27 protein-coding genes are annotated in these 25,508 nt (G+C 43.4%); 12 read left to right on the top strand and 15 right to left on the bottom strand.

Features of this window, described 5'->3' with window-relative positions; translation table 11 throughout:
• Positions 1–22 precede the first annotated feature (22 nt).
• The gene (locus Xsto_RS08665; RefSeq protein WP_099124783.1) at positions 23–367 is read left to right on the top strand and encodes a RidA family protein; all 345 of its coding nucleotides are present in this window, start codon (positions 23–25) and stop codon (positions 365–367) included.
• 94 nt (positions 368–461) lie between these two features.
• Here the strand turns inward: Xsto_RS08665 and mdtI are convergent, their stop codons facing one another.
• The 3 genes from mdtI to zwf all read right to left on the bottom strand — a co-directional run bounded on the left by mdtI (position 462) and on the right by zwf (position 3,140).
• Entirely contained in the window at positions 462–794 is a 333-nt protein-coding gene (gene mdtI / locus Xsto_RS08660; RefSeq protein ID WP_099124782.1) for a multidrug/spermidine efflux SMR transporter subunit MdtI, read from the bottom strand.
• A 1-nt stretch (position 795) separates the two neighbouring features.
• Complete coding sequence (mdtJ, locus tag Xsto_RS08655) at positions 796–1,152, bottom strand: multidrug/spermidine efflux SMR transporter subunit MdtJ (RefSeq protein WP_099110153.1); 357 nt, start codon at positions 1,150–1,152, stop codon at positions 796–798.
• A gap of 512 nt (positions 1,153–1,664) precedes the next feature.
• A complete protein-coding gene (zwf, locus tag Xsto_RS08650) occupies positions 1,665–3,140 on the bottom strand; it encodes a glucose-6-phosphate dehydrogenase (protein ID WP_099110154.1) in 1,476 nt (491 codons plus the stop codon).
• A gap of 393 nt (positions 3,141–3,533) precedes the next feature.
• Here zwf and Xsto_RS08645 point away from each other — a divergent pair, with 393 nt between their 5' ends.
• Together Xsto_RS08645 and pyk are read left to right on the top strand one after the other, a co-directional pair.
• Positions 3,534–4,382, top strand: coding sequence for a MurR/RpiR family transcriptional regulator (locus tag Xsto_RS08645; RefSeq protein WP_099110155.1), 849 nt, complete (start codon positions 3,534–3,536; stop codon positions 4,380–4,382).
• A 185-nt stretch (positions 4,383–4,567) separates the two neighbouring features.
• On the top strand, positions 4,568–6,010 hold the full coding sequence (pyk, locus tag Xsto_RS08640) for a pyruvate kinase (protein WP_099121781.1): 1,443 nt from the start codon (positions 4,568–4,570) through the stop codon (positions 6,008–6,010).
• A gap of 53 nt (positions 6,011–6,063) precedes the next feature.
• Here pyk and Xsto_RS08635 read toward each other — a convergent pair whose 3' ends face one another.
• Positions 6,064–6,612: a helix-turn-helix domain-containing protein gene (locus Xsto_RS08635; RefSeq protein WP_099124781.1), complete on the bottom strand. Its 549-nt coding sequence runs from the start codon at positions 6,610–6,612 to the stop codon at positions 6,064–6,066.
• Positions 6,613–6,716: 104 nt separating this feature from the next.
• Between Xsto_RS08635 and Xsto_RS08630 the strand changes: the two genes are divergently transcribed.
• Together Xsto_RS08630 and Xsto_RS08625 are read left to right on the top strand one after the other, a co-directional pair.
• Positions 6,717–7,379: an AzlC family ABC transporter permease gene (locus Xsto_RS08630; RefSeq protein WP_099124780.1), complete on the top strand. Its 663-nt coding sequence runs from the start codon at positions 6,717–6,719 to the stop codon at positions 7,377–7,379.
• On the top strand, positions 7,379–7,702 hold the full coding sequence (locus Xsto_RS08625; protein WP_099124779.1) for an AzlD domain-containing protein: 324 nt from the start codon (positions 7,379–7,381) through the stop codon (positions 7,700–7,702). Before Xsto_RS08630 ends, Xsto_RS08625 begins: the two co-directional genes overlap by 1 nt.
• A gap of 200 nt (positions 7,703–7,902) precedes the next feature.
• Here Xsto_RS08625 and lpxM read toward each other — a convergent pair whose 3' ends face one another.
• From lpxM to znuA, 3 genes are all read right to left on the bottom strand, one after another.
• The gene (gene lpxM, locus Xsto_RS08620) at positions 7,903–8,871 is read right to left on the bottom strand and encodes a lauroyl-Kdo(2)-lipid IV(A) myristoyltransferase (protein WP_099121785.1); all 969 of its coding nucleotides are present in this window, start codon (positions 8,869–8,871) and stop codon (positions 7,903–7,905) included.
• Positions 8,872–9,002: 131 nt separating this feature from the next.
• On the bottom strand, positions 9,003–10,325 hold the full coding sequence (mepM, locus tag Xsto_RS08615) for a murein DD-endopeptidase MepM (RefSeq protein ID WP_099110161.1): 1,323 nt from the start codon (positions 10,323–10,325) through the stop codon (positions 9,003–9,005).
• A gap of 21 nt (positions 10,326–10,346) precedes the next feature.
• Positions 10,347–11,303, bottom strand: a complete 957-nt coding sequence (gene znuA, locus Xsto_RS08610; RefSeq protein WP_099110162.1) for a zinc ABC transporter substrate-binding protein ZnuA — start codon at positions 11,301–11,303, stop codon at positions 10,347–10,349.
• Between the two features lie 92 nt (positions 11,304–11,395).
• Here znuA and znuC point away from each other — a divergent pair, with 92 nt between their 5' ends.
• Together znuC and znuB are read left to right on the top strand one after the other, a co-directional pair.
• On the top strand, positions 11,396–12,154 hold the full coding sequence (gene znuC / locus Xsto_RS08605; protein ID WP_099110163.1) for a zinc ABC transporter ATP-binding protein ZnuC: 759 nt from the start codon (positions 11,396–11,398) through the stop codon (positions 12,152–12,154).
• Entirely contained in the window at positions 12,151–12,936 is a 786-nt protein-coding gene (gene znuB, locus Xsto_RS08600) for a zinc ABC transporter permease subunit ZnuB (RefSeq protein ID WP_099110164.1), read from the top strand. The genes znuC and znuB overlap by 4 nt, the downstream gene beginning before the upstream one ends.
• Before the next feature lie 226 nt (positions 12,937–13,162).
• Here the strand turns inward: znuB and Xsto_RS08595 are convergent, their stop codons facing one another.
• The 7 genes from Xsto_RS08595 to aspS all read right to left on the bottom strand — a co-directional run bounded on the left by Xsto_RS08595 (position 13,163) and on the right by aspS (position 19,364).
• Entirely contained in the window at positions 13,163–13,924 is a 762-nt protein-coding gene (locus Xsto_RS08595; RefSeq protein ID WP_099124778.1) for an aminoglycoside adenylyltransferase family protein, read from the bottom strand.
• Between the two features lie 11 nt (positions 13,925–13,935).
• Positions 13,936–14,943 carry a Holliday junction branch migration DNA helicase RuvB gene (gene ruvB / locus Xsto_RS08590; protein ID WP_099124777.1) on the bottom strand — a complete coding sequence of 336 codons (1,008 nt, stop codon included), beginning with the start codon at positions 14,941–14,943 and terminating at the stop codon, positions 13,936–13,938.
• Positions 14,944–14,959: 16 nt separating this feature from the next.
• Positions 14,960–15,577, bottom strand: coding sequence for a Holliday junction branch migration protein RuvA (gene ruvA, locus Xsto_RS08585; RefSeq protein ID WP_099110167.1), 618 nt, complete (start codon positions 15,575–15,577; stop codon positions 14,960–14,962).
• Between the two features lie 91 nt (positions 15,578–15,668).
• Complete coding sequence (gene ruvC / locus Xsto_RS08580; protein WP_099110168.1) at positions 15,669–16,190, bottom strand: crossover junction endodeoxyribonuclease RuvC; 522 nt, start codon at positions 16,188–16,190, stop codon at positions 15,669–15,671.
• 136 nt (positions 16,191–16,326) lie between these two features.
• Positions 16,327–17,070: a YebC/PmpR family DNA-binding transcriptional regulator gene (locus tag Xsto_RS08575; protein WP_099110169.1), complete on the bottom strand. Its 744-nt coding sequence runs from the start codon at positions 17,068–17,070 to the stop codon at positions 16,327–16,329.
• Positions 17,071–17,160: 90 nt separating this feature from the next.
• On the bottom strand, positions 17,161–17,595 hold the full coding sequence (gene nudB, locus Xsto_RS08570) for a dihydroneopterin triphosphate diphosphatase (RefSeq protein ID WP_099124776.1): 435 nt from the start codon (positions 17,593–17,595) through the stop codon (positions 17,161–17,163).
• Complete coding sequence (gene aspS / locus Xsto_RS08565) at positions 17,595–19,364, bottom strand: aspartate--tRNA ligase (RefSeq protein WP_099124775.1); 1,770 nt, start codon at positions 19,362–19,364, stop codon at positions 17,595–17,597. Before aspS ends, nudB begins: the two co-directional genes overlap by 1 nt.
• A gap of 265 nt (positions 19,365–19,629) precedes the next feature.
• Between aspS and Xsto_RS08560 the strand changes: the two genes are divergently transcribed.
• The 3 genes from Xsto_RS08560 (at position 19,630) to cmoB (ending at position 21,925) form a co-directional block, all read left to right on the top strand.
• Positions 19,630–20,028 (top strand): MAPEG family protein, encoded by a 399-nt coding sequence (locus tag Xsto_RS08560; protein WP_099110172.1) that lies wholly within the window; start codon positions 19,630–19,632, stop codon positions 20,026–20,028.
• Between the two features lie 170 nt (positions 20,029–20,198).
• Entirely contained in the window at positions 20,199–20,954 is a 756-nt protein-coding gene (gene cmoA / locus Xsto_RS08555; RefSeq protein ID WP_099110173.1) for a carboxy-S-adenosyl-L-methionine synthase CmoA, read from the top strand.
• Positions 20,954–21,925, top strand: coding sequence for a tRNA 5-methoxyuridine(34)/uridine 5-oxyacetic acid(34) synthase CmoB (gene cmoB / locus Xsto_RS08550; protein ID WP_099124774.1), 972 nt, complete (start codon positions 20,954–20,956; stop codon positions 21,923–21,925). The genes cmoA and cmoB overlap by 1 nt, the downstream gene beginning before the upstream one ends.
• 85 nt (positions 21,926–22,010) lie before the next feature.
• On the opposite strand, the gene cutC is transcribed toward cmoB, so the two are convergent.
• Positions 22,011–22,757 carry a copper homeostasis protein CutC gene (cutC, locus tag Xsto_RS08545; RefSeq protein WP_099110175.1) on the bottom strand — a complete coding sequence of 249 codons (747 nt, stop codon included), beginning with the start codon at positions 22,755–22,757 and terminating at the stop codon, positions 22,011–22,013.
• A gap of 546 nt (positions 22,758–23,303) precedes the next feature.
• Here cutC and Xsto_RS22840 point away from each other — a divergent pair.
• Together Xsto_RS22840 and argS are read left to right on the top strand one after the other, a co-directional pair.
• The gene (locus Xsto_RS22840) at positions 23,304–23,489 is read left to right on the top strand and encodes a DUF4180 domain-containing protein (protein ID WP_099124795.1); all 186 of its coding nucleotides are present in this window, start codon (positions 23,304–23,306) and stop codon (positions 23,487–23,489) included.
• 233 nt (positions 23,490–23,722) lie between these two features.
• Positions 23,723–25,453 carry an arginine--tRNA ligase gene (argS, locus tag Xsto_RS08535; protein ID WP_099124773.1) on the top strand — a complete coding sequence of 577 codons (1,731 nt, stop codon included), beginning with the start codon at positions 23,723–23,725 and terminating at the stop codon, positions 25,451–25,453.
• Positions 25,454–25,508 lie beyond the last annotated feature (55 nt).

Here is a 25,508-nt window from a genome sequence, read left to right as displayed (position 1 = left end):
GTACCAATCAACAGGAAATTAAATGACAATTAAACGCATTGACCCAGATACCCGTTGGTCAGAAGCTGTTATCCACAACGACACCATTTATTATACCAGTGTGCCAGAAAATCTGGATGGTGATATCACAGCGCAGACCGCCAGTACACTGTCTGACATTGATGCTATGTTGCAACGTTTGGGTTCAAATAAAAGTAAAATCATTGATGCAACAATTTTTCTGGCTGATAAAGCCGATTTTGCAGGCATGAATGCCGCTTGGGATGACTGGGTTGTTGCAGGCAATGCGCCTGTACGTTGCACTGTTCAGGCTGAGCTGATGCATCCAAAATACAAAGTGGAAATCAAAATTATTGCAGCTTGTTAAGCTCTAATATCGCTCTAATACTGAAATAAAATTTATGGCATTGAAAGTTATTAACTTATTCAATGCCATTTTAGCAGTCAGGTTTAAGCTGAATTTATGCCATTTTGATCATAACCATACCGATCAACAATAACACAATCCCTCCCCATCCCTTAAAATTCAGACGCTGGTTAAACATAATCCAGCCCGCCGCAACTGTAGCAATAATTCCGAATGCTCCCCAAAGCGCATATGCAATGGAAAGTTCAATACCTTTTACCGCTTGTGCCAGTGCACTGAATGCACCTAAAACAGCCGCCAGCGATAAAATACCCATCCAGAAGCGCTCGAATCCATTGGAGAGTTTCAACAAAATATTTGCCACAATTTCTAAACAAACAGCCAGAATCAGAAAAGCGATATGCCACCATTCAAAATGCGCCAGCATATTATGCCTCCTTCTCTTTCATCTGGAGTTTTGGTGCTTTTTTTGCACCTGCTTTAATGAGTGCAATACCCACTATCAGCAGTGACAACCCACCTACTTTCATGGGTGACAGTGATTCATCAAACCACAACACACTAAACGCTGTAATAAACAGGATACCGATCCCTTCCCACAGAGCATAAGCAACACCCAAAGCAACTTTCTTAACCGCTATTGCTAATAAAATATAAGACGTTGTGATCATGAAATACATCACAAACATACCGGTGAAATCACCTGAAATACTGGCTTGCTTCATGGACAGCGTACCAATAACCTCTGTCACAATCGCCAGTGCAAGAAATATCCAATAAATCATTTTTTTTCTCCCAAACATACCAAACAGGCATGCCAAGACATCAAACTATTCATGCCAATAACATCACCTAAAAATGCGATATCAAAAAAGCCTGATATTTTGGCAAATAATTAGTTGACTAATAATTGACTGAAAAGTCGCTAGAATTTTCCGGAACAAGCCGGTTAATAGGAGAAAAAGAAGCTAAAGTGCGCCGCACCAGTAGTGTTCACTGGATAAAATAGCTGAGAGGAATAAGACGTGGGTATTGCTTTGAATTTTGGTACTACGTTGGATTTTTACGCTTTTGGCGCTATTCATGATGTTTTATTCTTTCATCACACGGAAATCACTGTGTAATATACTACGAACCCTCATATTAGTGGTGTAACTGATTGCGCTCTATTTTTAGCATATTCAAACAATAAACACAATTAATGAAATCACTTAACTCATTTGAGTTAGCTTAAACAATATATGGATAGTGCGAGCAGGATCTGACCGCTAACGCGGCCAGATCCAATGATATTTAGTTATTCAAACTCATTCCATGAACGTCCATCACGGGTGATCATCGCAATAGAGGCAACCGGTCCCCAGGTTCCTGCCTGATAAGGTTTTGGAGGCTCGTTATCCGCCGCCCATGCTTCCATAATGGAATCAACCCATTTCCAGGCTTCTTCCACTTCATCCCGACGGACGAACAGTGCCTGAATACCGCGCATTGCTTCCAGCAATAAGCGCTCATAGGCATCAGCAAGGTGGGTTTGATTGAATGTTTCAGAGAAGCTCAAATCAAGTTTTGTTGTCTGTAAACGGTGCTTATGCTCCAACCCCGGTGCTTTATTCAGCACTTCAATATCAATGCCTTCATCCGGTTGTAAACGGATAGTCAGCTTATTTTGAGGTAACTGCTGATAAGAGCCAGCAAACAGATTTAATGCAGGCTCTTTAAAATAAACCACAACCTCAGAGCATTTAGCCGGTAAGCGTTTACCCGTTCTCAGATAGAAAGGCACCCCCGACCAACGCCAGTCATCAATATCGACACGAACCGAAACAAAGGATTCCGTTTTGCTGGCCTTATTTGCCCCTTCTTCTTCCAGATAACCCGGAACCTTTTTACCATGCACAAATCCGGCAGTATATTGCCCGCGAACTGTTTTTTCCCGTACATTAGTATGGTCAATCCGGCGTAATGAACGAAGCACTTTAACTTTTTCATCACGAATACGATCTGCCGACAAATCAGACGGAGGTGACATAGCAATCATGGTCAGGATTTGCAGCAAATGATTCTGGATCATATCCCGCATCTGGCCGGCCTGATCGAAATATCCCCAGCGCCCTTCAATACCAACCTCTTCAGCAACTGTAATTTGCACATGATCTATTGTGCGATGATCCCAGTTATTAACAAACAAAGAGTTAGCAAAACGTAACGCCAGCAGGTTCAGTACGGTTTCTTTACCCAGATAATGGTCGATGCGGTAAATCTGATTTTCACTGAAATATTTTGCTACTTCATCATTGATAGCACGAGAAGAGGCAAGATCTGTACCCAATGGTTTTTCCATCACGACACGATTGGGTTCTTTATTCAATCCCGCAACACCCAACCCATGGCAGACAGAGCCAAAGGTGCTTGGAGGCATAGCAAAGTAATGAATGGCAGGTAATTTATCCTGATTGAGAATTTTAGCCAGTCGGGAGAAATGTTCCGTCTCGTTGACATCCAGATTACAGAATTCCAGACGCGAACTGAGTTTCTTCCATAATTCCGGGTCCAGTTTTTCAGACATAAATGTCGTTAATGCTTCTTCAACCAACTTTGTATAGGCTTTTTTATCCCAGTCAGCGCGACCAACCCCGATAATACGGGTATCCGGATGGATATACCCCGCTTTCTCCAACTGATAAAGGGAAGGCATTAATTTCCGGCGTGCTAAGTCTCCTTTTGCCCCAAAAATCACCAAATCACAAGCCTGAGCTGTAGACGTCACCGCCATATTGCATCTCCTCAATTACGGGATATTGTAATTTTTTTACAGAAATTGCAGGTAATGTACTCTTTTGGTTATATGCAGTAAATACTTCATTCCTAGATCATGATGGCCTGCATGAATCTTACTACCTGACTCACTGTGCATAAATTTTTACATTTCATCTTGTATTATGAATGATATTTGCATCAGAAAGTGGTAATCAGATGAAAATTTACTACGAGTAAGAAGTAATCTTACCAAGTTGAAAGTTAGATGTTTGTCATATTTTCATGAAAAATATCAAGTTATTGACTTTTACCTCTGCCAGCTTTCAATAACAAGTAGTATATTTTCACGAAAATTACATAGATTTCCCCTGTTAATGAAATCGTTAAAACCGAGGTTTAACTGCGTCTTATGAACACACTGGAACGGCTCCAAAATAGCCTTGATGTTTTGAGTAAGTCTGAGAAAAAAGTTGCGCAGGTCATTCTCGATTCACCCAATACTGCCATTCATTCAAGTATCGCTACTCTGGCAAAAATGGCGAATGTCAGTGAACCTACGGTTAATCGTTTTTGCCGTCGCCTGAATACCAAAGGCTTTCCTGATTTTAAACTGCATTTGGCACAAAGTCTGGCGAATGGCACTCCTTATGTAAATCGCAATGTGGAAGAAAGTGACAGCGTCACCTCTTATACCAATAAAATTTTCGAATCGGTGATGGCTAATCTGGAAACAGTCAAGAGTAATCTGGATATCGCAACCATTAACCGTGCTGTGGACCTGCTGACACAGGCAAGAAAACTCTCTTTTTTTGGTCTGGGTGCTTCTGCTGCTGTCGCACACGATGCCATGAACAAATTTTTCCGCTTTAACATCCCTGTCAGCTATTTTGATGATGTTGTTATGCAGCGAATGAGCTGCATTAACAGTACTGAAGGTGATGTTGTCGTGCTGATTTCTCATACAGGAAGGACTAAAAATCTGGTGGAACTGGCCAGACTTGCCCGTGAAAATGACGCAACAGTAATTGCCATCACTTCAACAGATTCATTGCTGGCACAGGAAGCCACTCTCTCTATTCTGCTGGATGTTCCCGAAGATACCGATATTTATATGCCAATGGTTTCCCGGATTGCTCAGCTTACCATCATTGACGTGCTGGCAACGGGTTTTACATTGCGCAGGGGTTCAAAATTCAGAGATAACTTGAAGAAAGTCAAGGAAGCATTACGCAATTCGCGGTTTGATAAGCACGACTAAAGCATAAAAATAGACTGTGTTTTTGTTCACTATTTATCAACTCTCCAGCCTGATAGCATAATGGAAAGTTTATCCCCGTCAATATCATGCATACTACACATATTTCGGGGTTGATAATCAAAAAAGTTGTATGGTTATCTCACGGTAACCAAGCATCCATACTTTACAGGTCAACGGAGTAATACATGTCCAGACGGCTCAGAAGAACTAAAATCGTCACTACACTTGGTCCTGCTACAGATCGTGACAACAATTTAGAGAAAGTGATCAATGCGGGAGCCAATGTGGTCCGCCTTAATTTTTCTCATGGTACCGCAGAAGATCATATCCTGCGCGCAAACAAAGTACGGGAAATAGCAGCCCGGCTGGGTTGCCATGTTGCTATCCTTGGTGATCTACAAGGCCCTAAAATACGTATATCGACGTTTAAAGAAGGGAAAATATTCCTCAATATCGGGGATAAATTCCTGCTTGATGCCAACTTAGGAAAAGGAGAAGGTGATAAAGAAAAAGTCGGTATTGATTATAAAGGACTGCCATCAGATGTCACAACCGGCAATATTCTGCTGCTGGATGATGGACGAGTTCAATTAAAAGTACTTGATGTGCAGGGCATGAAAGTATTTACAGAAGTGACTGTAGGCGGCCCGCTTTCCAATAACAAAGGTATTAATAAACAGGGTGGCGGCTTATCTGCCGAAGCACTGACAGAGAAAGACAAAGAAGATATCATCACTGCCGCAAAAATCGGCGTTGATTATCTCGCAGTTTCTTTCCCTCGCTCTGGTGAAGATCTGAATTATGCCCGCCGGTTGGCACGGGACGCTGGCTGCGAAACGCAAATTGTAGCCAAAGTAGAACGTGCTGAAGCGGTCAGCAGCGATGAAATTATCGATGAAATTATTCTGGCATCTGATGTAGTCATGGTAGCCCGTGGCGATTTGGGTGTTGAAATCGGCGATCCTGAATTAGTTGGAGTCCAGAAAAAACTTATTCGTCGTGCTCGTCAACTGAATCGTGTCGTAATCACAGCGACTCAGATGATGGAATCGATGATTACCAACCCAATGCCAACACGAGCGGAAGTGATGGATGTTGCCAATGCCGTCCTTGATGGTACTGATGCGGTTATGCTATCTGCGGAAACAGCGGCGGGTCAATATCCAGCAGAAACTGTTGCTGCAATGGCTCAAGTCTGCCTGGGCGCAGAAAAAATGCCGGGGATCAATGCATCCAAGCATCGGATGGATATCACATTTGATAGTATTGAAGAAGCTATCTCAATGTCTGCAATGTATGCAGCCAATCACCTGAAAGGGGTCAAGGCCATTATCGCTATGACCGAATCAGGTCGTACAGCACGTATGATGTCACGTATCAGCTCCGGTCTGCCTATTTTCTCTATGTCGCGCCATGAATCAACGCTGAACCGTACTGCATTATACCGCGGTGTCACACCGGTTTATTGTAGCAGCCACATTGATGGTATTGCCGCGGCGAGTGAAGCAGTCAGCCGCCTGCGTGACAGAGGTTACTTAGCTTCTGGCGATTTGGTGCTGGTCACTCAGGGGGATCAGATGGGAACTATCGGCAGTACCAATACTTGCCGTGTGCTTGAAGTCGAATAACGCAAATGCTTATTCTGCGCGATCTCAAAAACGCGCAGAATAACAAAATAATATTAATTTTGTTCAGCAACTAATATCGCCTGTGTATCTGGCTCCAGTGCCTTAAATATATGCTCCTGATCTGCCGGATAACAGATGTAATCGCCTTCACTTAATTCTTCCGAGGCTTCTGTTAGCCCCACCAAAGCCCGACCTTTCGTAACAATAATATGCTCTACCGAACCGGCTGGATGCGGATCTGAAAGGCGATCGGCTCCCGGCTGAGTCATCAGTAAATAGATATCGCGACGAGCGCCCGGTGGACAGGTTGCTAATAAAGTTGCCTGATAGTTTGCTTGTTCAGCCGTGACTTTAGTTCCTTCACCACGTCGGATCACTTGCGTTTTATTACTTTGAGGTTCCAGCAAACGGGCAAAAGGAATATTTAATGCCACACACAATGCCCAAAGCGTTTCAAGACTGGGATTTCCATTCCCTGCTTCCAGCTGTGAAAGTGTAGATTTAGCAATACCTGCGCGCCGTGCTACTTCCGTCAGCGAAAGACCACTTCGCGTACGTTCACGAACTAAACTCTTCGCAATTATGCTGATTGGCTGTGTCATTATTGCTGCTCCACTGTTCATTTTAATGAACAAAATGTTCATCTTGACCTACATTTTAATACTGTTCATTATAATGTAATTTTGTTCGATATGGGTAAATGTATATGTTCACACACCATTTTTCCTGTTTGTCAGGAGAGATAAAAAAAGCAATATTTCTGGTTTATCTGGTTGTCGGCGTTGTTGGAATTTCTTACGGATCGCTCGCCATTGCTTATGGCTTTCCATTATGGCTTCCTCTTGTGTTATCCACATTCGTGCTGGCAGGCGCATCTGAGTTTATGTTTATCGGTATTATTGCCAGTGGTGGTAATCCACTTGCTGCAGCAGCTGCGGGTTTATTGGTAAATGCTCGTCATTTACCTTTTGGTGTAGCGGTACGCGAATTAGTCGGAAAAGGTAAAACAAAGTTTTTCGGCTGCCATATTATGAACGATGAGAGTGTGGTATTCGGCCTGTCACAATCGACTCCCGAGCAACGTAAGGCCGCATACTGGTTTTGTGGTATCGGAGTCGCTCTATTCTGGCCATTAGGTGTTCTTATTGGCGGTACAGTTGGCAAATTTATCCCTGCACCAGAAACGATTGGTCTAGATGCGGTCTTTCCAACCATACTGCTGGCGATGGTGATCCCTGCATTCAAGAATAAAACGTCACTTATTCGTGCTTCCAGTGGAGCCGCACTTTCACTTTCCGTTGTACCTTTTGTTCCCGTGGGTTTACCGGTTCTGCTTTCGTTATTGGGCTTATTCGCGAGGAAAAAATAATGGCTGATTACTCTCTGATTATTATTGGTATTGCAATACTATCGCTTGGCACTTATTTAATGCGTTTCGGTGGAGCAAAACTGGGTAATAAGTTAGCTTTATCTGAGCGTTCTCAGGCACTACTTTCTGATGCTGCAACTACATTGTTGTTTGCTGTAGCACTGGCTGCAACTTTCTACGAAGGTGAACATTTTGCTGGTATGGCGCGTGTATTGGGTGTTGTTATCGCGGTATTTCTGGCCTGGAGAAAAGTGCCTTTAATTGTGGTAATTCTGTCGGCGGCGTTCATAACTGCATTACTACGCTATGCAGGAATAAATTAAAAAGCGCTTAAATTTACAAAATAATATTTACTCGATAATAATCAGGGGCGGCTTCTACCCCTGATTATTATACACTTCGTCTTTCAAGTTGCCTCTTTGTTGGCTGCGTTCGTTCACCTCAGTCACATAGTTATCTATGTTCCTGGAGACTTTCTTCCTTGCCGCCGCGACGCATCTTGAAATCCATTGTGTATATTAAATCAAATATCTTTCCTTTTATAAGGCTCGATATCACCCTCTTTACGGGTTTTAAGCAATTTCAATATCCAAGTATATTGCTCAGGATTAGGCTTCACCAATTCTTCCAATTCCTGATTCATACGGCGGGCGATATAAGCATCATCCTGCCCTGCTATATCGTCCATCGGTGGACGAATATAAATATCCAGTTGATGCGTTTCGCAGTTATAAACCGGAAACAAAGGAACAATTGCCGCTTTACACACTTTCATCAGGCGCCCGACAGCAGGCAGAGTAGCTTTATAAGTTGCAAAAAAGTCGACAAACTCACTGTGTTCTTCGCCATGATCCTGATCCGGCAGATAATATCCCCAATATCCCTGACGCACTGATGCAATAAAAGGCTTTATACCCGCATCACGGGAATGTAAGCGGCCGCCAAAATAGCAACGCGCCTTGTTCCATAAATAATCAGCCACCGGATTACTCTGGTGATGAAACATGCCTGATATTGGTTGACCCCGAGCAGCCAATAACATGGCCGGAATATCGATAGCCCAGCCATGTGGGATCATAAAAATGACATTTTTGCCCTGCTCTTTTAAAGCCTGAGTGATTTCCTCTCCATGCCACTGAGTGCGTTGTAGTGTAGGCTCCACACCTCTCAGGCAAAGCTCGGCAAGCATAACAAAAGATTGTGGCGCTGTTGCGAACATTTTGTCGATTAATATTTCGTGCTGTTGTTCTGATAATTCAGGAAAACAATACAGCAGATTAATTTTCGCTCTTCGCCGGGCACTTTTTGCCTTCCGGCCAGCAAAAACGCCTATTTTAGCCAGCAAAGGGTCACGCCATTTAGCGGGGATATAAGCCAAACCCGCCAATATTCCAACACCAGCCCAAATACCCCAATAACGAGGGTGCAAATAGGATAAATGAAACGTTGGGATATAACCCAGTTTGCTATCTGTATCTTTTTCTTTATTCATGAGCTAACTCTGCTGGCTCCAACATAAACTTCCAAATCATTTGTTTTCAATCTGTTTTCAACAAACATAACATAAAAGATAAAAGCGGATGATACCAATCATCCGCTTTTATGTGTTAACAATCTGGATTTTTAATTTAGTGATAGTTGCGGTTTAAGCTCCTTAACCATCGCAATATATTCCGAACGATCTTTACCACTTAATCCGCCGGAACGAGGTAATTTTGCAGTCAATGGATTCACCGGCTGCTGATTATCCCAGAATTCAAAATGCAAATGAGGACCAGTTGTGCGGCCAGTGTTACCTGACAGACCAATACGCTCACCACGTTTCACTTTTTGGCCCGGTTTTACCAATAACTTTCTTAAGTGCATATATCGGGTTGTGTACTGACGACCATGCCGGATAGCAATGAAATTACCCGCTGCACCATCAAATTTGGCAACAATAACTTCGCCATCACCAACAGCCAGAACAGGTGTTCCTACAGGCATGGCAAAATCAACGCCTCTATGAGCTGTCACTCTTCCCGTGACAGGATTTAAACGACGCGGATTAAAAGGAGAAGAGACCCGGAATTGTTTTGTTGTTGGGAAACGTAAAAAACCACGCTCCAAACCAGATGCATTACTATCGTAAAAACGACCATCATCAGCCCGGAATGCATAATAGTCGTTACCACCACTTCGTAAGCGAACACCCAATAGCTGGCTCTGTTCACTTTTTCCGCCAAGCATTTCGCGGGACAGTAATACAGAAAACTGATCACCTTTTCGTAGCTTGCGGAAATCGATCTGCCATTGAAGCGCTTTAGTCACATCCCTTGCTTCGCTGCTGGTTAACCCTGCGGCTAAAGCACTTCCGGTAAAGTTACCATTCACAGCGCCTTTTATGACACTGTTTACCCACTCACCTTTCTGAAACTCTTTTGTTTCTTTGAAGATATCACCTTCACGAGTATAAACCCGTGTCTCACGACGCGACATTTCCCATGTTAACGTTTTCAGACCGCCGTTTTCATCGACAGTCCATGATAATGACTGACCAATATTCAGGCCACGCAGTGCCTTATTCTGATTCGCCAATAAAGCAATATCGGACGAATCAATACCAAACTGATTTAAAATAGAACTTAAGGTATCACCACTGGAAACAACATATTTATGAGGAACATTTACAGCGGCTTCCGATTCATTTTCCTCATCTCTGATCCCTTCATCAGAGAACTGCTCATTACTATCACCAATCGTGTCATCTGTTGCATCAGGGATAGTGCTGGGAGCTGTGATGGTGATACTCCCCGATCTTTCCATTCTTTCTTCTTGTTCGTGATAAACAACCGGACGCCACACAGCCACAGCTAAAGTGACCAATGTCAAAGAACCAAGCATGATTTTGTGTGGTCTAGGCAGGTTGTTATATACCAGAACGATAGTTTTAACCATCTGCTGCACTATTTATAATTCCTTATTATATTAATTCAGGCAGCTCGAGTATTGTTCTGACAACTGAGTTATAAATTTCATATAACTGTCTTTATTCAATACAATGCCGCTTCCCAATGGGTCAAGTGTTCCAATACGTACATCAGTACCTTTTGCAACGGCATGAATGACGGCTGGCCTGAATTGAGGCTCAGCAAAAATACACTTCGCTTTTTGCTCAACCAATTGTGTTCGTATGTTATGTAATCTCTGCGCACCAGGTTGTATTTCAGGGTTAACAGTAAAAACACCCAACGGTGTCAACTTATAGTGTTTTTCAAAATAGCCATAAGCGTCATGAAAAACGAAATACCCCTTCCCTAACGCGGGTTTTAGCATGTCTGTAATATTCTTGTCAGTTTGTACAAGCTGTCCATTGAATTTACGTAGGTTTACTTCTAATTGTTGCTTATGTTGAGGATATCGCTCGACAAGACGGGTATATATCGCCTGAGCAGCCTTCTGTGCAATGTTTGGTGACAACCAAATATGCATATTATATTGGCCATGGTGATGATGTTCGTGATCTGTTTCATGTTTATGCTGATTCGATTCACCTGAATCATGTTTATCTTCGCTATTTTTCAGTAATAAAGGTTTGATGGTAGGTAAATTAGCCAATTCCAGTTGTTTATTTTGTGCAGTTTTCTCTATTGGCTTCGCTAAAAATGTTTCCATATCCGGGCCAATCCAGACAACCAAATCCGCCTGATCAAGTTTGCGGATATCCGAAGGCCTTAAAGCGTAATCATGTGGAGAGGCGCCATCAGGTAAAAGTACCTGCGTCTCAGTTACACCATCAGCAATAGCTGCAGCAATAAAGCCCAGAGGACGAATAGATGTGACAACATCCGCCTGTGCAGAATAATTAATACCCGCGGTCAGCACAGAAATCAGAGCTGCCTGACGAAAAAATGTATGCGCGTATCTTTGTGGTTTGTGTAACATATTATGAATATCCCATGCATAGAATCTAAAAATGTTATATTATAACATTCCAATGATTCTGCAAGACACTTTTAACATGCCTGTTATGTAACATGCCAATTATGATCACCCTGAAAAACATTACGGTTAAGTTTGGTAGCCGCACGGTATTAAACAATATTTCTTTCAGCCTTACACAAGGTAAGATCCTGACGTTAATCGGCCCAAATGGAGCCGGCAAATCAACGTTAGTACGCATTGTTCTAGGATTAATTCGTCCTACTTCCGGTGTCATTGAGCACAACCAAACACTAAGGATAGGATACGTTCCACAAAAATTAAATCTTGACCCTACTCTTCCTTTGACTGTTAAACGCTTCATGATGCTTAAACCGGGGGTTAAATCAGCCGATATCACCCCTGTTTTAGAACGAGTCAAAGCTGCTCATTTATTGCAGCAACCCATGCAAAAACTATCAGGAGGAGAAACTCAACGAGTTTTGCTCGCCAGAGCATTACTCAATCATCCTCAACTGCTGGTTCTCGATGAACCGACACAAGGTGTGGATGTGAATGGTCAATTAGCACTTTATGATTTAATTAATCAAATCAGAACAGAACTAAATTGCGCTGTCCTTATGGTATCGCATGACCTGCACTTGGTGATGGCGAAAACAGACGAGGTTTTATGCCTTAATCAACACATTTGCTGTTCAGGTACCCCAGAAGTGGTATCCATGCATCCGGAATTTATTGCTATGTTTGGTCACCGCGGTGCCGAACAGCTAGCAATTTATCGCCACCATCATAATCATCATCACGATTTAAGAGGGAAAATTATTTTGAAAAAGGGTGGAGAGCCTCGCCAATGATCGAACTACTATTTCCGGGCTGGCTGGCCGGAGTTTTATTGGCGATTGCCGCAGGGCCTCTTGGCTCTTTTGTTGTCTGGCGCAGAATGTCCTATTTTGGCGATACACTGGCCCATGCTTCATTGCTTGGTGTGGCATTCGGCTTCCTGTTAGATGTGAATCCGTTTTATGCGGTGATTGCAGTGACACTGATACTGGCTGTTATTCTGGTCTGGCTGGAAAAACGCCCACAATTAGCCGTTGATACGTTACTGGGTATTATGGCTCATAGCGCATTATCACTGGGTTTAGTGGTTGTCAGCTTTATGAGCGGCATCCGAGTTGATCTGATGGCTTATTTGTTCGGTGACCTACTTTCTGTAACGTATGAAGACCTCTGGCTGATTACGGCAGGTGTTGTTATTGTGGCTGGATTACTGGCATGGCAATGGCGTGCTTTACTGTCAATGACCGTCAGTCAGGATCTGGCTTTCGTTGATGGAGTTAATATTCAGCGGTTACGTGTATTGTTGATGCTGGTCACTGCACTGACTATCGGATTGGCGATGAAATTCGTCGGAGCGCTGATAATCACTTCCTTACTTATTATCCCGGCAGCTACTGCTCGTCGTTTTGCTCGCACACCTGAACAGATGGCAATTTGTGCAATTGGTATAGGTATGTTTTCCGTTACCGGCGGATTGACTTTATCCGCGTTTTATAACACACCAGCAGGGCCTTCTGTTGTGCTTTGTGCTGCGGTGTTATTTGCTTTAAGTTTAACTTGTAAGGCAAAAAGTTAACTTTTTGACCAAATAAATAGTTGGGTCATAATTTAAATAATTATGGCCCTTGTATTATGGCTTTAATAATTATGGGACTTTTTATCTAAGCCAAAATTGCTCATGATATCAATTTATTGATTAACCAGAGACAGCGACATTGAATTATAAAGCAGTAATAATGTCACTATATAAAAGATTTAACAAATAGTCTTAATATTAATGCTAGTAGCATGATCAGATGTTATTAACTCTTCATCACACAGTCACGCAGAGAACTTATCGTAATATGAAGTTCCTGCTGACGACTCTCCCAATCTTCTTCATTCCCACTCAAATAAGCCTTCCTCGCATCAGCCAAGACTGTGGATTGCATAAAAGGAAGACGTGCCGCTGCCCAGTCAGCAGCAATATCCTTAGGAACAAACTCTCCGGTAACTAACGTTCTCCACATACGCGCCAGCGTTAACAGAACATTACGTTCATCTCCCTGTAAGGTCTCAATTAATCCCGGCAGAACATCTTTAATAGCCCGATGAATCTCCGACTTTGGAATAACTGGAATTAGATCACTTACGGGTGGGCCAATCAGAGGGATCGCTTCCTGTCGTGACTGAGCCAACACTAAAGTTAGTTCTGGATCATAAACAGGTTTAAGCATTTTTCCTTGTTCACATTGATGACGTAGCCATTCGCCATACATGAACTCGCTTCGGGCAGGATAATGCGATGCTCTCAGATCAGTGAGCAAAAAAACAATCAGTTCAACCGGGCGACGTCCATCAGGATCAGAAGGATATCGGCCCGATATCAGCATTAAATCAGCAGCAAGACATTCCCGGATTTCAGTCGTCAGCGGTTTATTAACAACTACCAATAAATCTACGTCACTGTTTGGACGAAGACCTCCTGCCACAGCCGAACCATGAAGGTAAACAGCCACCAGCGACTCAGCTAATCTCCTCTGGATGATTAACAATGCATTATCTGCTTCAGGAGGAGTAGTCATTAACGTAATTTTTACTCGCTTTCTTTGCTCAAGCCAAAATGCCGATAAGCATGGTTGGTTGCTATTCGGCCCCGCGGTGTACGCTGGATAAAGCCCTGCTGGATAAGAAAAGGTTCCAGAACATCTTCTATGGTTTCCCGCTCTTCACCAATAGCTGCGGCGATGTTATCCAAACCAACCGGGCCGCCCATAAATTTATCGATAATGGCAACCAATAATTTGCGGTCAAGATAATCAAAACCCGCTGAATCCACATTCAGCATATCAAGGGCTTTAGCGGCGATATCATTGTCAACTGAACCATCACCTTTTACCTGAGCAAAGTCACGTACCCGCCGCAGCAAACGGTTTGTAATACGCGGCGTTCCACGGGAACGCATGGCAATTTGCCTTGCCCCATCGTCTGAAATCTCCAATCCCATATAACGGGCACTACGGGAAACGATACTTTGCAGATCATCGACGTTATAAAACTCAAGGCGCTGCACGATACCGAATCGATCGCGCAAAGGAGAAGTTAAAGAACCGGCACGGGTTGTAGCACCGACTAATGTAAACGGAGGCAAATCAATCTTGATTGAACGGGCAGCCGGCCCTTCGCCAATCATGATATCCAACTGATAGTCTTCCATCGCCGGATAAAGAATTTCTTCTACAACCGGAGATAAACGGTGGATTTCGTCAATAAACAGAACGTCATGGGGTTCAAGATTCGTCAGCATTGCAGCAAGATCGCCTGCTTTTTCCAATACTGGCCCTGAAGTTGTACGCAGATTCACACCCATTTCGTTGGCAACGATATTAGCCAGCGTAGTTTTACCCAACCCGGGAGGGCCAAAAATCAGCAGGTGATCTAACGCATCCCCCCTCTGCCGTGCAGCCTGAATAAAAATCTCCATTTGCTCACAGACATGGGGCTGACCAACATACTCAGATAAGAATTTTGGCCTGATAGCGCGATCAACCGCCTCATCATCTTGCAGAACTTCTGCTGAAACCAGACGATCAGCTTCAATCATCACTTAACTCCTGCCATTATAGAGCCGCACGAAGCGCTTCTCGGATAAGGGTTTCACAATCTGCACCCGGTTTAGCCACTTTGCTGACCATTCTGCTTGCTTCCTGTGGTTTATATCCCAGTGAAACCAGAGCTGCCGCAGCTTCTGCTTCAATATCAGCATCGGAATTAGCTGGTTGAGTTGCTGCTGGCAAATTAATATCGCTATTTTGATTGAACAGATCGCCGTTAAGCCCTTTAAAACGATCTTTCATTTCTACGACTAATCTTTCCGCTGTTTTTTTACCCACTCCCGGTAACTTAACCAGAGAAGAAATAGCCTCCTGCTCAATAGCAGTAACAAATTGCTGAGCAGACATACCAGAAAGGATCGCCAGTGCCAGTTTTGGCCCGACGCCATTGACTTTAATCAGTTCACGGAAAAGAGCACGCTCTTGCTTATCATTAAAACCATATAATAGTTGAGCATCTTCCCGTACAATGAACTGAGTGAATAATATGGCTTCCTGACCAATTTCAGGTAGTTCATAGAAGCAGGTCATTGGCATATGAACTTCATAACCTACACCATTCGTTTCTAACAAAACCAGTGGTGGCTGTTTTTCCAATACAGTTCCTCTCAAACGCCCTATCACTACTTACCCCCTGAAAATAAAAATAAATGATTCGATAAAGCTTATAGCATAAAAAAAGCTGGATGCATATCCAGCCAAAACAATTGAAAGGTTATTTCAGACGCCCTCGCGCTAAATTTAACCTCGCATTGCCCATACGGAGTAAATTCTGGCTCATATGACAATGTGTAATCGCAATCGCTAAAGCATCTGCCGCATCAGCCTGCGGATTGGCTGATAATTTCAGCATTGAACGAACCATATGCTGAACCTGACTTTTATCTGCTGCGCCGGTGCCCACAACCGTTTGTTTCACCTGACGTGCGGCATACTCAAATACAGGAATGGATCCATTAACTGCCGCAACAATAGCGACACCACGCGCCTGCCCGAGTTTTAAGGCTGAATCTGCATTTTTCGCCATAAAAACTTGCTCTATTGCGAAAACATCAGGTTGGAATTGAGTGATTATTTCAGCAACACCTGCATATATTCGCTGTAAACGACCGGGAAGATCATCAACTTTTGTCCGGATACAACCGCTGCCAAGATAAATAAGCTGTCGTCCCTGCTGGCGGATAACACCATACCCTGTCACTCTGGAACCAGGGTCTATACCAAGAATAACCGCCATGCTGTTTATTCACCTGTTGTATGGAATAAAAACTATGGAATAAAGGAATCCGGAATAAGAATGCATAAATAAAAACGTTAGAGAAAGTGCCCTGACATAAGGTGCACTTTCTCTACGCTGTGAACCCTAATGTGAATTACAGCAAAGCTGCAACTTCATCAGAAATTTCACCATTGTGATAAACTTCTTGAACGTCGTCAGAGTCTTCAAGCATATCAATTAGACGAAGTAATTTAGGTGCTGTTTCTGCGTCCAGTTCTGCTTTCGTCGATGGGATCATGGAAACTTCGGCAGAATCAGCCTTGAAACCCGCTGCATCCAGTGCATCTTTAACTTCACCAAAACTCTCTGGTGTAGTATAGACATCAATCGCACCATCATCATAAGTTTCAACATCATCAGCGCCTGCTTCCAAAGCCGCTTCCATCACAGCATCTTCATCCAGACCCGGCGCATAGGAAATGACACCCTTTTTGGTGAACAGATAAGCAACAGAACCATCCGTACCCAAATTACCGCCTGTTTTGGTGAATGCGTGACGAACATCGGAAACTGTACGGTTACGGTTATCACTCAGGCACTCAACCATTACAGCTGTACCACCCGGGCCATAACCTTCATAAATGATGGTTTCCATGTTATCTGACTCGTCATTACCCACACCACGGGCAATAGCACGGTTTAAGGTATCACGAGTCATGTTATTGGACAGCGCCTTGTCAATCGCTGCGCGAAGACGTGGGTTAGAGTCAGGATCACCACCACCCAAACGTGCCGCAGTGACTAACTCACGGATAATTTTAGTGAAAATTTTACCGCGTTTTGCATCCTGCGCCGCTTTACGGTGCTTCGTATTGGCCCACTTACTATGACCTGCCATGAAAATATCTCCGATAAAACGTCTGTACCCTTCATCATTCAGTTTACCTGCTTTATCTGCGGTAAAGTGAAATCTGTCAGGTTTAGCAGACTAAATAACAAACTCTTCAATTGCCTGCTGATTGCTCCATGACTTAGTCAGGCTGGCCGCTTTTTCTACTGCCAGCCATTGATAAGCCAGATGCTCTGTCAGCAGGATCTCGCACTCCCCGGGCAACGGCAGCAAAAACCAGTGTTCTTTGTTCCGTGTTACCCCAGGAGCATATCGATAACGTAAATGTGAAAAAATCTCATAATAGAGGCTGCGCTGACAATCTATCAGTTCAAGATTGGCACTGACAATATCAATCCCAATCTCTTCCTGCACTTCACGCAACGCTGCTTCATACGGCTTTTCGTTCTCTTCGAGGCTCCCCGTAACGGATTGCCAGAAATCAGGATCGTCCCGCCGTTGTAACATCAGCACCCTTTTGCTGTCGGCAGCATAAATAACAACCAGCACAGATTCAGGGCGCTTGTAATCCATTATTCGCTCTCTTTTTTAGTAACCGAAATAGCTAACTCTTCCAGTGCTGCCGAACTTGCGTAACCCGGTGCTTCAGTCATCAGACATGCTGCTGCGGTTGTTTTCGGGAATGCAATCACATCACGGATATTATCAGTATCCGTCAGCAACATGACGAGGCGATCCAGACCAAAAGCCAGCCCTGCATGAGGAGGCGTGCCATATTTCAGGGCATTCAGAAGGAAACCGAATTTTTCCTGTTGCTCTTCTTCGGTGATACCCAGAATGCGGAATACCGCCTGCTGCATTTCATTACGATGGATACGGACTGAACCACCACCCACTTCGTAGCCATTGATAACCATATCATATGCATTCGCAATAGCAGATTCAGGGTTGCTTTCCAGATCTTCAGCAGACATATCGCATGGAGAAGTAAATGGATGGTGCATTGCAGCCAGACCACCTTCTCCATCGCCTTCAAACATTGGGAAATCAACAACCCAAAGCGGTTTCCAGCTGGTCAGGTCGGTCAGGCTCAGGTCACGACCCACTTTCAGACGCAGTGCGCCCATGGCATCAGTAACGATATTTTTCTGGTCAGCACCGAAGAACAGAATATCACCGTCTTGTGCATTAGTACGGGACAACAAGCCCTCAACCACTTCTGCGGACAGGAACTTGGCAATCGGGCTTTGAACACCTTCCAGACCAGCGGCACGGTTATTAACCTTCATCCATGCCAATCCTTTCGCACCATAGATCCCGACAAACTTGCCGTATTCATCTATCTGTTTGCGGCTCAGCTCAGCGCCACCCGGTACACGAATGGTTGCTACACGTCCTTTAGGGTTATTTGCGGGTTCAGCAAAAACAGCAAATTCAACGTCTTTAACCAAATCAGCAACATCAACTAATTCCAGCGGGTTACGCAGATCCGGTTTGTCCGAACCAAAGCGGCGCATGGCTTCAGCGAACGTCATGATAGGGAAAGTCCCCAAATCGACACCACGAATTTCCAGCCACAGTTCACGGATCATTTTTTCCATGATTTCGCGAACCTGCTCAGCGGTCATAAATGAAGTTTCAACATCAATCTGAGTGAATTCTGGCTGACGATCAGCACGCAGGTCTTCATCACGGAAACATTTGACGATTTGATAATAACGGTCAAAACCGGACATCATCAGCAATTGCTTGAACAGCTGTGGAGACTGAGGCAGTGCATAAAACTTGCCTTTATGTACACGGCTTGGTACCAGATAATCCCGCGCACCTTCTGGTGTTGCTTTAGTCAGCATCGGAGTTTCCACATCCAGAAAACCGGCATCATCCATAAAGCGACGGACAAAACTCGTGATTTTTGCCCGGGTTTTGAAACGCTGAGACATTTCCGTGCGACGCAGATCAAGATAGCGATATTTCAGGCGCTGTTCTTCACTGTTGTTTTGGTTGCTATCCAGCGGTAATGGCTCTGAACGGTTGAAGATTTCAAGACTTTCAGCAAAAACTTCAATTTCCCCTGTCGCCATATCTTTATTGATCTGGCTGTCAGGACGGGCGCGTACAATCCCGGTAATTTGAATACAAAACTCATTACGCAGTTCAGAAGCCTGAGCAAATGCGTCTTTTCTATCCGGATCAAAAAATACCTGAACGATACCTTCACGATCTCGCATATCAATAAAAATAAGACCACCCAAATCACGACGGCGGTTTACCCAACCTGATAAAGTCACTTTTTGGCCTTCATGGGCCCGGCTCAACTGCCCACAATAATTAGTACGCATACAATATCCTTTTACTCAGCTCGTTATGCATTCTGCTGCGGAAATTTTGGCATTGTTCTTTTAGGAAGAATTGTCAAAAAAGGAAGCCATTATACTGGAAATTCTATCTGGAGATAAGGCTATAACACGTTTCATGACAAGACAATTTTCACAATCAGATAAACCAAATCCAATTTATCATTAAATATGATGATTTATAGCGACAGTTTTACTTTTGAGGTTTATCATCAGTAAGCCGTTTTTGGGTTAGGCAATGGAGTTAGAAATGGTTAGCTCACTTTATATTGTATTGGGCGCACTATTGTTAATTAAACTGTCTCTTGATGTGATTAAATTAAGAACACAGTATCAGGTTGCATATGGTGATGGCGGTTTTTACGAATTACAAACAGCGATTCGCGTTCATGGTAATGCTGTTGAATATATTCCTATTTCCTTACTTCTGTTACTGGTCATGGAAATGAATGGAGCAACAGTCTGGATGCTGCATATTTGCGGAATATTACTACTTGCTGGCAGGTTATTGCATTTCTATGGCCTAAAGCAGCGTGAACTCCGATGGCGGCGAATGGGTATGGGGGCGACCTTTATGTCAATGATCATAATGGTTGTTGCCAACATATATTATTTGCCTTGGGAGCCAATATTTTCTCCTTATTCGTAACCAGCCCCCGGATTGACTGATTATTAAAGAGGCCAATTATTCATTTCAATTGGCATCTTTACTACCTGATCTTACTGCTCAAAACAGTTCTGTTAGATTAGCGCTTCCTGCCTTTTCCTGCATTCTGCTAGAATAGCCAATTCTTAATTGTTTCCAAAATCAATGTTGTTATGTCAAATCAAGATCCGCACAACCAACGGGACAGCCTGTTTTCTGCTCCAATCGCTAACTTAGGTGACTGGAGTTTTGATGAACGTGTTGCCGAAGTCTTTCCAGATATGGTGAAACGCTCCATTCCTGGTTACTCAAATATCATCTCCATGATAGGCATGCTGGCAAGCCGCTTTGTCACGCCGGACAGCCAGATTTATGATCTTGGTTGCTCCCTCGGTGCAGCCACTTTATCTATTCGCCGCAATATTAATGTTGACGGCTGCCGTATTATTGCTGTTGATAACTCACCGGCTATGGTCGAACGCTGCCGCCGTCATATTGATGCTTTCAAGGCAAAAACTCCCGTTGAAATCATCGAACAGGATATTCTTGATACCGACATTCAAAATGCTTCAATGGTGGTACTGAATTTCACATTGCAGTTTCTTCAGCCGGATGATCGCCAGAAAATATTAAATAAAATTTATACCGGACTAAAACCCGGGGGTGTTCTGGTTCTGTCTGAGAAGTTCAATTTTGAAGATCAGAACATTGGTGAATTACTGTTCAGCATGCATCATGACTTCAAACGGGCTAATGGCTACAGTGAGCTGGAAATAAGTCAAAAACGCAGCATGCTGGAAAATGTCATGCGGACAGATTCTGTTGAGACTCATAAATCACGCCTGAAACAAGCCGGTTTCCAACATAGCGAAGTCTGGTTCCAGTGTTTCAATTTCGGTTCGCTATTAGCTGTTAAGGGAGCCGAATAATGATCGATTTCGGGAATTTTTATCAATTAATTGCCAAAAACCATCTGAGCCATTGGTTGGAATGTTTACCGGCACAATTAAACCATTGGCAGAAAGCCTCACTGCACGGCCAATTCAGTTCGTGGTTAAAGAATCTGGAAAACTTACCTGAAATTCAACCCTCTCACCTTGATTTGAAGAACGGTGTCATCGCCACACACATTCCCGAATTACCCGATGGTGAAAAAGCACGTATCCGCAATATACTGAAAATCCTGATGCCCTGGCGCAAAGGGCCTTTTTCGTTATACGGTGTTGAAATTGATACTGAATGGCGCTCTGATTGGAAATGGGATCGTGTTTTACCACATATTTCCCCTCTCGAAGGAAAAACCATACTTGATGTCGGTTGTGGCAGTGGTTATCACATGTGGCGTATGGTGGGTGAAGGTGCGGAGTTAGTTGTCGGTATCGATCCTACTCAACTTTTCCTTTGCCAGTTTGAAGCCGTCAGAAAACTCTTGGGTAATGACCAACGTGCTCACCTACTCCCACTGGGTATTGAACAGTTACCTGAATTAAAAGCGTTTGATACTGTCTTCTCCATGGGAGTACTTTACCATCGCCGTTCACCTCTTGACCATTTGTGGCAGTTGAAAAATCAGTTAGTCTCCGGCGGAGAGCTGATTCTGGAAAGTTTAGTCATTGAAGGAGATGAATATCAATGCCTAATCCCGGGTGAACGTTACGCGCAAATGCGCAATGTTTACTTTATTCCTTCAGCTGAAATGTTGAAAACATGGCTGGAAAAATGTGGTTTTGTCGATGTCAGGATCGTTGATCAGGCCGTGACAACGACAGATGAGCAACGTCAGACAGAGTGGATGAAAACCGAATCTTTGGCTGATTTCCTTGACCCGTCAGATCAGCGCAAAACAATTGAAGGCTATCCGGCACCATTGCGCGCCGTTCTTATTGCCCGCAAGCCTTAAAACCTGCAAATTTAAATATTGATGTGTGAATTGCTCGTTGTGGCAGTTCACACCTTCAATGTTCAGAGGTGATTTTAGCCGGGATTTAATGATCAATCAGGATCATTACTCCTTTCATGGATTCTACTAACTCAGGATCGACACTATAATTGGTGTATTCCTCTATTTCACGGTCTTCGGAATTCATTCTTACACCAGCCTTACGGTAGACCATTTTAGAAGATACAATCTTCCCTGCTGAGCTGTGCACTTCCTTCACGCCAATTTCTAAAAACTTACTAATATTACTGGCCCGGACACCCGCTCCCGGCATAATACTAGGGCCACGACTGGCCTGCGCCAATTCTTTTAATAAATGTAAGCCTAACTCTGCACTACTTTGCTGACCAGAAGTTAATATCCGCTTTACACCCAGTTCGGTCAGCTGCTCCAGCGTATACAGCGGATCACAACACATATCAAAAGCGCGATGGAACGTAACAGCCATATCTCCAGCCAAAGACATCAGTTGCCTCATGCGCAACATATCAACTTTCCCTTCTTCGTTCAAAATACCGAAAGAAACACCGGGAAACCCCATATCGCGGATAAAGGAAACATCATTTTTCATCGCTTCAAAATCGAATTTACTGTAGCAAAAATCTCCGCCTCTGGGCCGAACAATCGGATGTACAGGAATAGATAAACATTGCAACGCTTGTTTTAATATTCCCATACTGGGGGTCAGCCCCCCTTCCAATGGCCCTGCACACAATTCGATTCGATCAGCTCCTGCCTCTTGTGCAATAAGTGCACAATTTACGCTATAACAACAAATTTCCAGTTTTAGCATTAACCCCTCCTCTGAATTCAAATCTGTCAATGCGTCATAAATAGATTCGAAATATTCCATTAGCGAACTTATTAACTATGACAACTATTTTTCAAAATGACATATTGCAAATCACAAGAACAGAATTTTTTGCTGATAAATCGTTATGAAAAAGTCAATTTTGCTGATATGTCCGCATTTTTATCAAGATTAATAGATAGAAAAAGAATAATGCTTGATCACAGTGGCATTATCAGCTATTAGCTGCACAATTATAACAACCTGAACATCCATCAAAACAAATCAATTAGCTAAATACTTTCTAAATATCAGAGTATTAATCACATTTATATGACTCTTTATCAGCGCGATGATTGCCTGCATAGAGGCTCATATTTTGTTCAATCACTAATTCTTAATTTAAGCGAGTATATTATGATAATTACTCATTAATTCTTTGTATTGGATAATAATTATTAATATTTCTATTATTTTGGCGTAATAACAAACACATTATTTATCCATATTACAGATACCCCATAGCCTTTCCGCTAACGGCAGGATGCCATTAATATTATCCTTAGTCATGAATGCAGAAATATTGCTGGCTTCATATTAAAAACGGAAATTGCTGGCGAAATACTGCAAGCATTCGTTAATTATCGGGTAAAAATCGCTATTTTAAGGGATATTACGAAGTGCCCCCATATCAGTACTAGTTTGCGTGATTTTGTTTGTGGAAAGTCATCGTAATAACCAGCTTTTCTTCGTATCAGAGATTAATGATGCTATCAGATATCTTCCCTCGACGAAGAATCCACCAAAAGAAGAAGCAAAAACAAAAAGTCCCCCTGCCAACTGGGCTGATAGTAGCATGCAGGGTATTGAATATGGTATAAACCCCGTTATTTTCTCATAACCCGCATGCCAGAAAATGCTGCATTATAAAAATGTATGGGTTTTGGCACGTAATTTAAGGTAACACTGTGAATATACAGGCTATTCTTTCAGAAAAAATCAGTAGTGCGCTGATTGCAGCTGGTGCTCCAGCCGATAGTGAGGCTCACGTTCGTCAATCTGCAAAAGCTCAATTTGGTGACTATCAAGCAAATGGTGTCATGGCGGCCGCGAAAAAAGTTGGTATGCCACCACGACAACTGGCAGAAAAAGTTGTCAATTTGCTGGATCTGCAAGGAATTGCCAGCAAAGTTGAAATCGCGGGTCCGGGTTTTATCAATATCTTCCTTGATAAAACATGGGTTGCCACAAATGTAGAAAACGCGCTGACAGCAGAAAAACTGGGGGTATCTCCTGTAGAACCACAGACTATCGTTATCGATTATTCTGCTCCTAATGTCGCTAAACAGATGCATATTGGTCATATCCGCTCAACCATCATCGGTGATGCTGCAGCGCGTACCCTTGAATTCCTCGGCCATAAAGTTATTCGTGCTAACCACCTTGGCGACTGGGGTACTCAGTTCGGCATGCTGATCGCCTATCTGGAAAAAGTACAGAATGAAAATGCCAGTGATATGGCATTAGAAGATTTGGAAGAATTTTATCGCGCCGCCAAGAAAAATTATGACGAAGACGAAGAATTTGCCATTCGCGCCCGCGGCTATGTTGTAAAACTACAAGGTGGTGATGAATATTGCCGCAATATGTGGCGTAAATTGGTTGAAATAACCATGTCACAGAATCAGGCAACTTATGACCGCCTGAATGTCACGTTGACAGAAAAAGACGTGATGGGCGAAAGCCTTTATAACGATATGCTGCCGGGGGTCGTTGCTGACCTGAAACAACGTGGTATTGCTGTTGAAAGTGATGGCGCAACCGTGGTTTACCTTGATGAATTCAAAAATAAAGAAGGTGAACCGATGGGCGTTATCATCCAGAAAAAAGATGGTGGCTACCTCTATACAACGACAGATATCGCCTGTGCCAAATACCGCCATGAAATCCTGAATGCAGACCGTGTGCTTTACTACATCGATTCACGCCAACACCAACATTTAATGCAGGCTTGGACAATTGTACGCAAAGCCGGCTACATCCCTGAATCCATGTCACTGGAACATCACATGTTCGGCATGATGCTGGGCAAAGATGGCAAACCATTCAAAACCCGCGCTGGCGGTACAGTGAAATTAGCTGATCTGCTGGATGAAGCCATTGAACGTGCAGATGCACTTATCCGCGAGAAAAACCCGGATATGCCGGAAGATGAACTTAAAAAAGTTATCGAGGCAGTTGGTATTGGCGCAGTAAAATACGCTGATCTCTCCAAGAGCCGCACAACAGACTATGTATTTGACTGGGATAATATGCTGGCTTTTGATGGCAACACTGCTCCTTATATGCAGTATGCATATACCCGTGTCTCCTCTATTTTCAAACGCGCTGAAATCGATGAAAACAGCCTGACACTACCCGTTGTACTGAATGAAGAACGCGAGCAAACGCTGGCTACCCGCCTTCTGCAATTCGAAGAAACAATCACAACAGTAGCTCGTGAAGGGACACCACATGTGATGTGTGCTTATCTGTATGATCTGGCTGGCCTGTTCTCCGGTTTCTATGAACACTGCCCAATCCTGAATGCAGAAAATGAAGAATTGCGTCAGAGCCGACTGAAACTGGCTTTACTGACGGCAAAAACCCTGAAGCAGGGTCTGGATACTCTGGGGATTCAGACTGTAGAACGGATGTAATCGAACTATAAAAATACCCCGCCGTTTGCGGCGGGGGATTTAAACACACTAATAG

The sequence above is a fragment of the Xenorhabdus stockiae genome, assembly GCF_002632825.1.
GTDB classification, from domain to species: domain Bacteria; phylum Pseudomonadota; class Gammaproteobacteria; order Enterobacterales; family Enterobacteriaceae; genus Xenorhabdus; species Xenorhabdus stockiae.
Note: the sequence above shows the minus strand (reverse complement) of the source record. Positions and strands in the feature narration are given on the sequence as shown.

What these genes read in the sequence shown, in the direction of transcription:
- znuA (WP_099110162.1), bottom strand. Translation starts at nt 11,303, where the DNA reads ATGTTACACAAACCACAAAGATACGCGCATACATTTTTTCGTCAGGCA.
- nudB (WP_099124776.1), bottom strand. Translation starts at nt 17,595, where the DNA reads ATGGATTACAAGCGCCCTGAATCTGTGCTGGTTGTTATTTATGCTGCC.
- mdtI (WP_099124782.1), bottom strand. Translation starts at nt 794, where the DNA reads ATGCTGGCGCATTTTGAATGGTGGCATATCGCTTTTCTGATTCTGGCT.
- ruvC (WP_099110168.1), bottom strand. Translation starts at nt 16,190, where the DNA reads ATGGCGGTTATTCTTGGTATAGACCCTGGTTCCAGAGTGACAGGGTAT.
- znuB (WP_099110164.1), top strand. Translation starts at nt 12,151, where the DNA reads ATGATCGAACTACTATTTCCGGGCTGGCTGGCCGGAGTTTTATTGGCG.
- pyk (WP_099121781.1), top strand. Translation starts at nt 4,568, where the DNA reads ATGTCCAGACGGCTCAGAAGAACTAAAATCGTCACTACACTTGGTCCT.
- Xsto_RS08575 (WP_099110169.1), bottom strand. Translation starts at nt 17,070, where the DNA reads ATGGCAGGTCATAGTAAGTGGGCCAATACGAAGCACCGTAAAGCGGCG.
- cmoA (WP_099110173.1), top strand. Translation starts at nt 20,199, where the DNA reads ATGTCAAATCAAGATCCGCACAACCAACGGGACAGCCTGTTTTCTGCT.
- Xsto_RS08665 (WP_099124783.1), top strand. Translation starts at nt 23, where the DNA reads ATGACAATTAAACGCATTGACCCAGATACCCGTTGGTCAGAAGCTGTT.
- cmoB (WP_099124774.1), top strand. Translation starts at nt 20,954, where the DNA reads ATGATCGATTTCGGGAATTTTTATCAATTAATTGCCAAAAACCATCTG.
- Xsto_RS08630 (WP_099124780.1), top strand. Translation starts at nt 6,717, where the DNA reads ATGTTCACACACCATTTTTCCTGTTTGTCAGGAGAGATAAAAAAAGCA.
- cutC (WP_099110175.1), bottom strand. Translation starts at nt 22,757, where the DNA reads ATGCTAAAACTGGAAATTTGTTGTTATAGCGTAAATTGTGCACTTATT.
- aspS (WP_099124775.1), bottom strand. Translation starts at nt 19,364, where the DNA reads ATGCGTACTAATTATTGTGGGCAGTTGAGCCGGGCCCATGAAGGCCAA.
- Xsto_RS08560 (WP_099110172.1), top strand. Translation starts at nt 19,630, where the DNA reads ATGGTTAGCTCACTTTATATTGTATTGGGCGCACTATTGTTAATTAAA.
- mdtJ (WP_099110153.1), bottom strand. Translation starts at nt 1,152, where the DNA reads ATGATTTATTGGATATTTCTTGCACTGGCGATTGTGACAGAGGTTATT.
- Xsto_RS08625 (WP_099124779.1), top strand. Translation starts at nt 7,379, where the DNA reads ATGGCTGATTACTCTCTGATTATTATTGGTATTGCAATACTATCGCTT.
- Xsto_RS08595 (WP_099124778.1), bottom strand. Translation starts at nt 13,924, where the DNA reads ATGACTACTCCTCCTGAAGCAGATAATGCATTGTTAATCATCCAGAGG.
- znuC (WP_099110163.1), top strand. Translation starts at nt 11,396, where the DNA reads ATGCCAATTATGATCACCCTGAAAAACATTACGGTTAAGTTTGGTAGC.
- lpxM (WP_099121785.1), bottom strand. Translation starts at nt 8,871, where the DNA reads ATGAATAAAGAAAAAGATACAGATAGCAAACTGGGTTATATCCCAACG.
- Xsto_RS08645 (WP_099110155.1), top strand. Translation starts at nt 3,534, where the DNA reads ATGAACACACTGGAACGGCTCCAAAATAGCCTTGATGTTTTGAGTAAG.
- Xsto_RS08635 (WP_099124781.1), bottom strand. Translation starts at nt 6,612, where the DNA reads ATGACACAGCCAATCAGCATAATTGCGAAGAGTTTAGTTCGTGAACGT.
- zwf (WP_099110154.1), bottom strand. Translation starts at nt 3,140, where the DNA reads ATGGCGGTGACGTCTACAGCTCAGGCTTGTGATTTGGTGATTTTTGGG.
- ruvB (WP_099124777.1), bottom strand. Translation starts at nt 14,943, where the DNA reads ATGATTGAAGCTGATCGTCTGGTTTCAGCAGAAGTTCTGCAAGATGAT.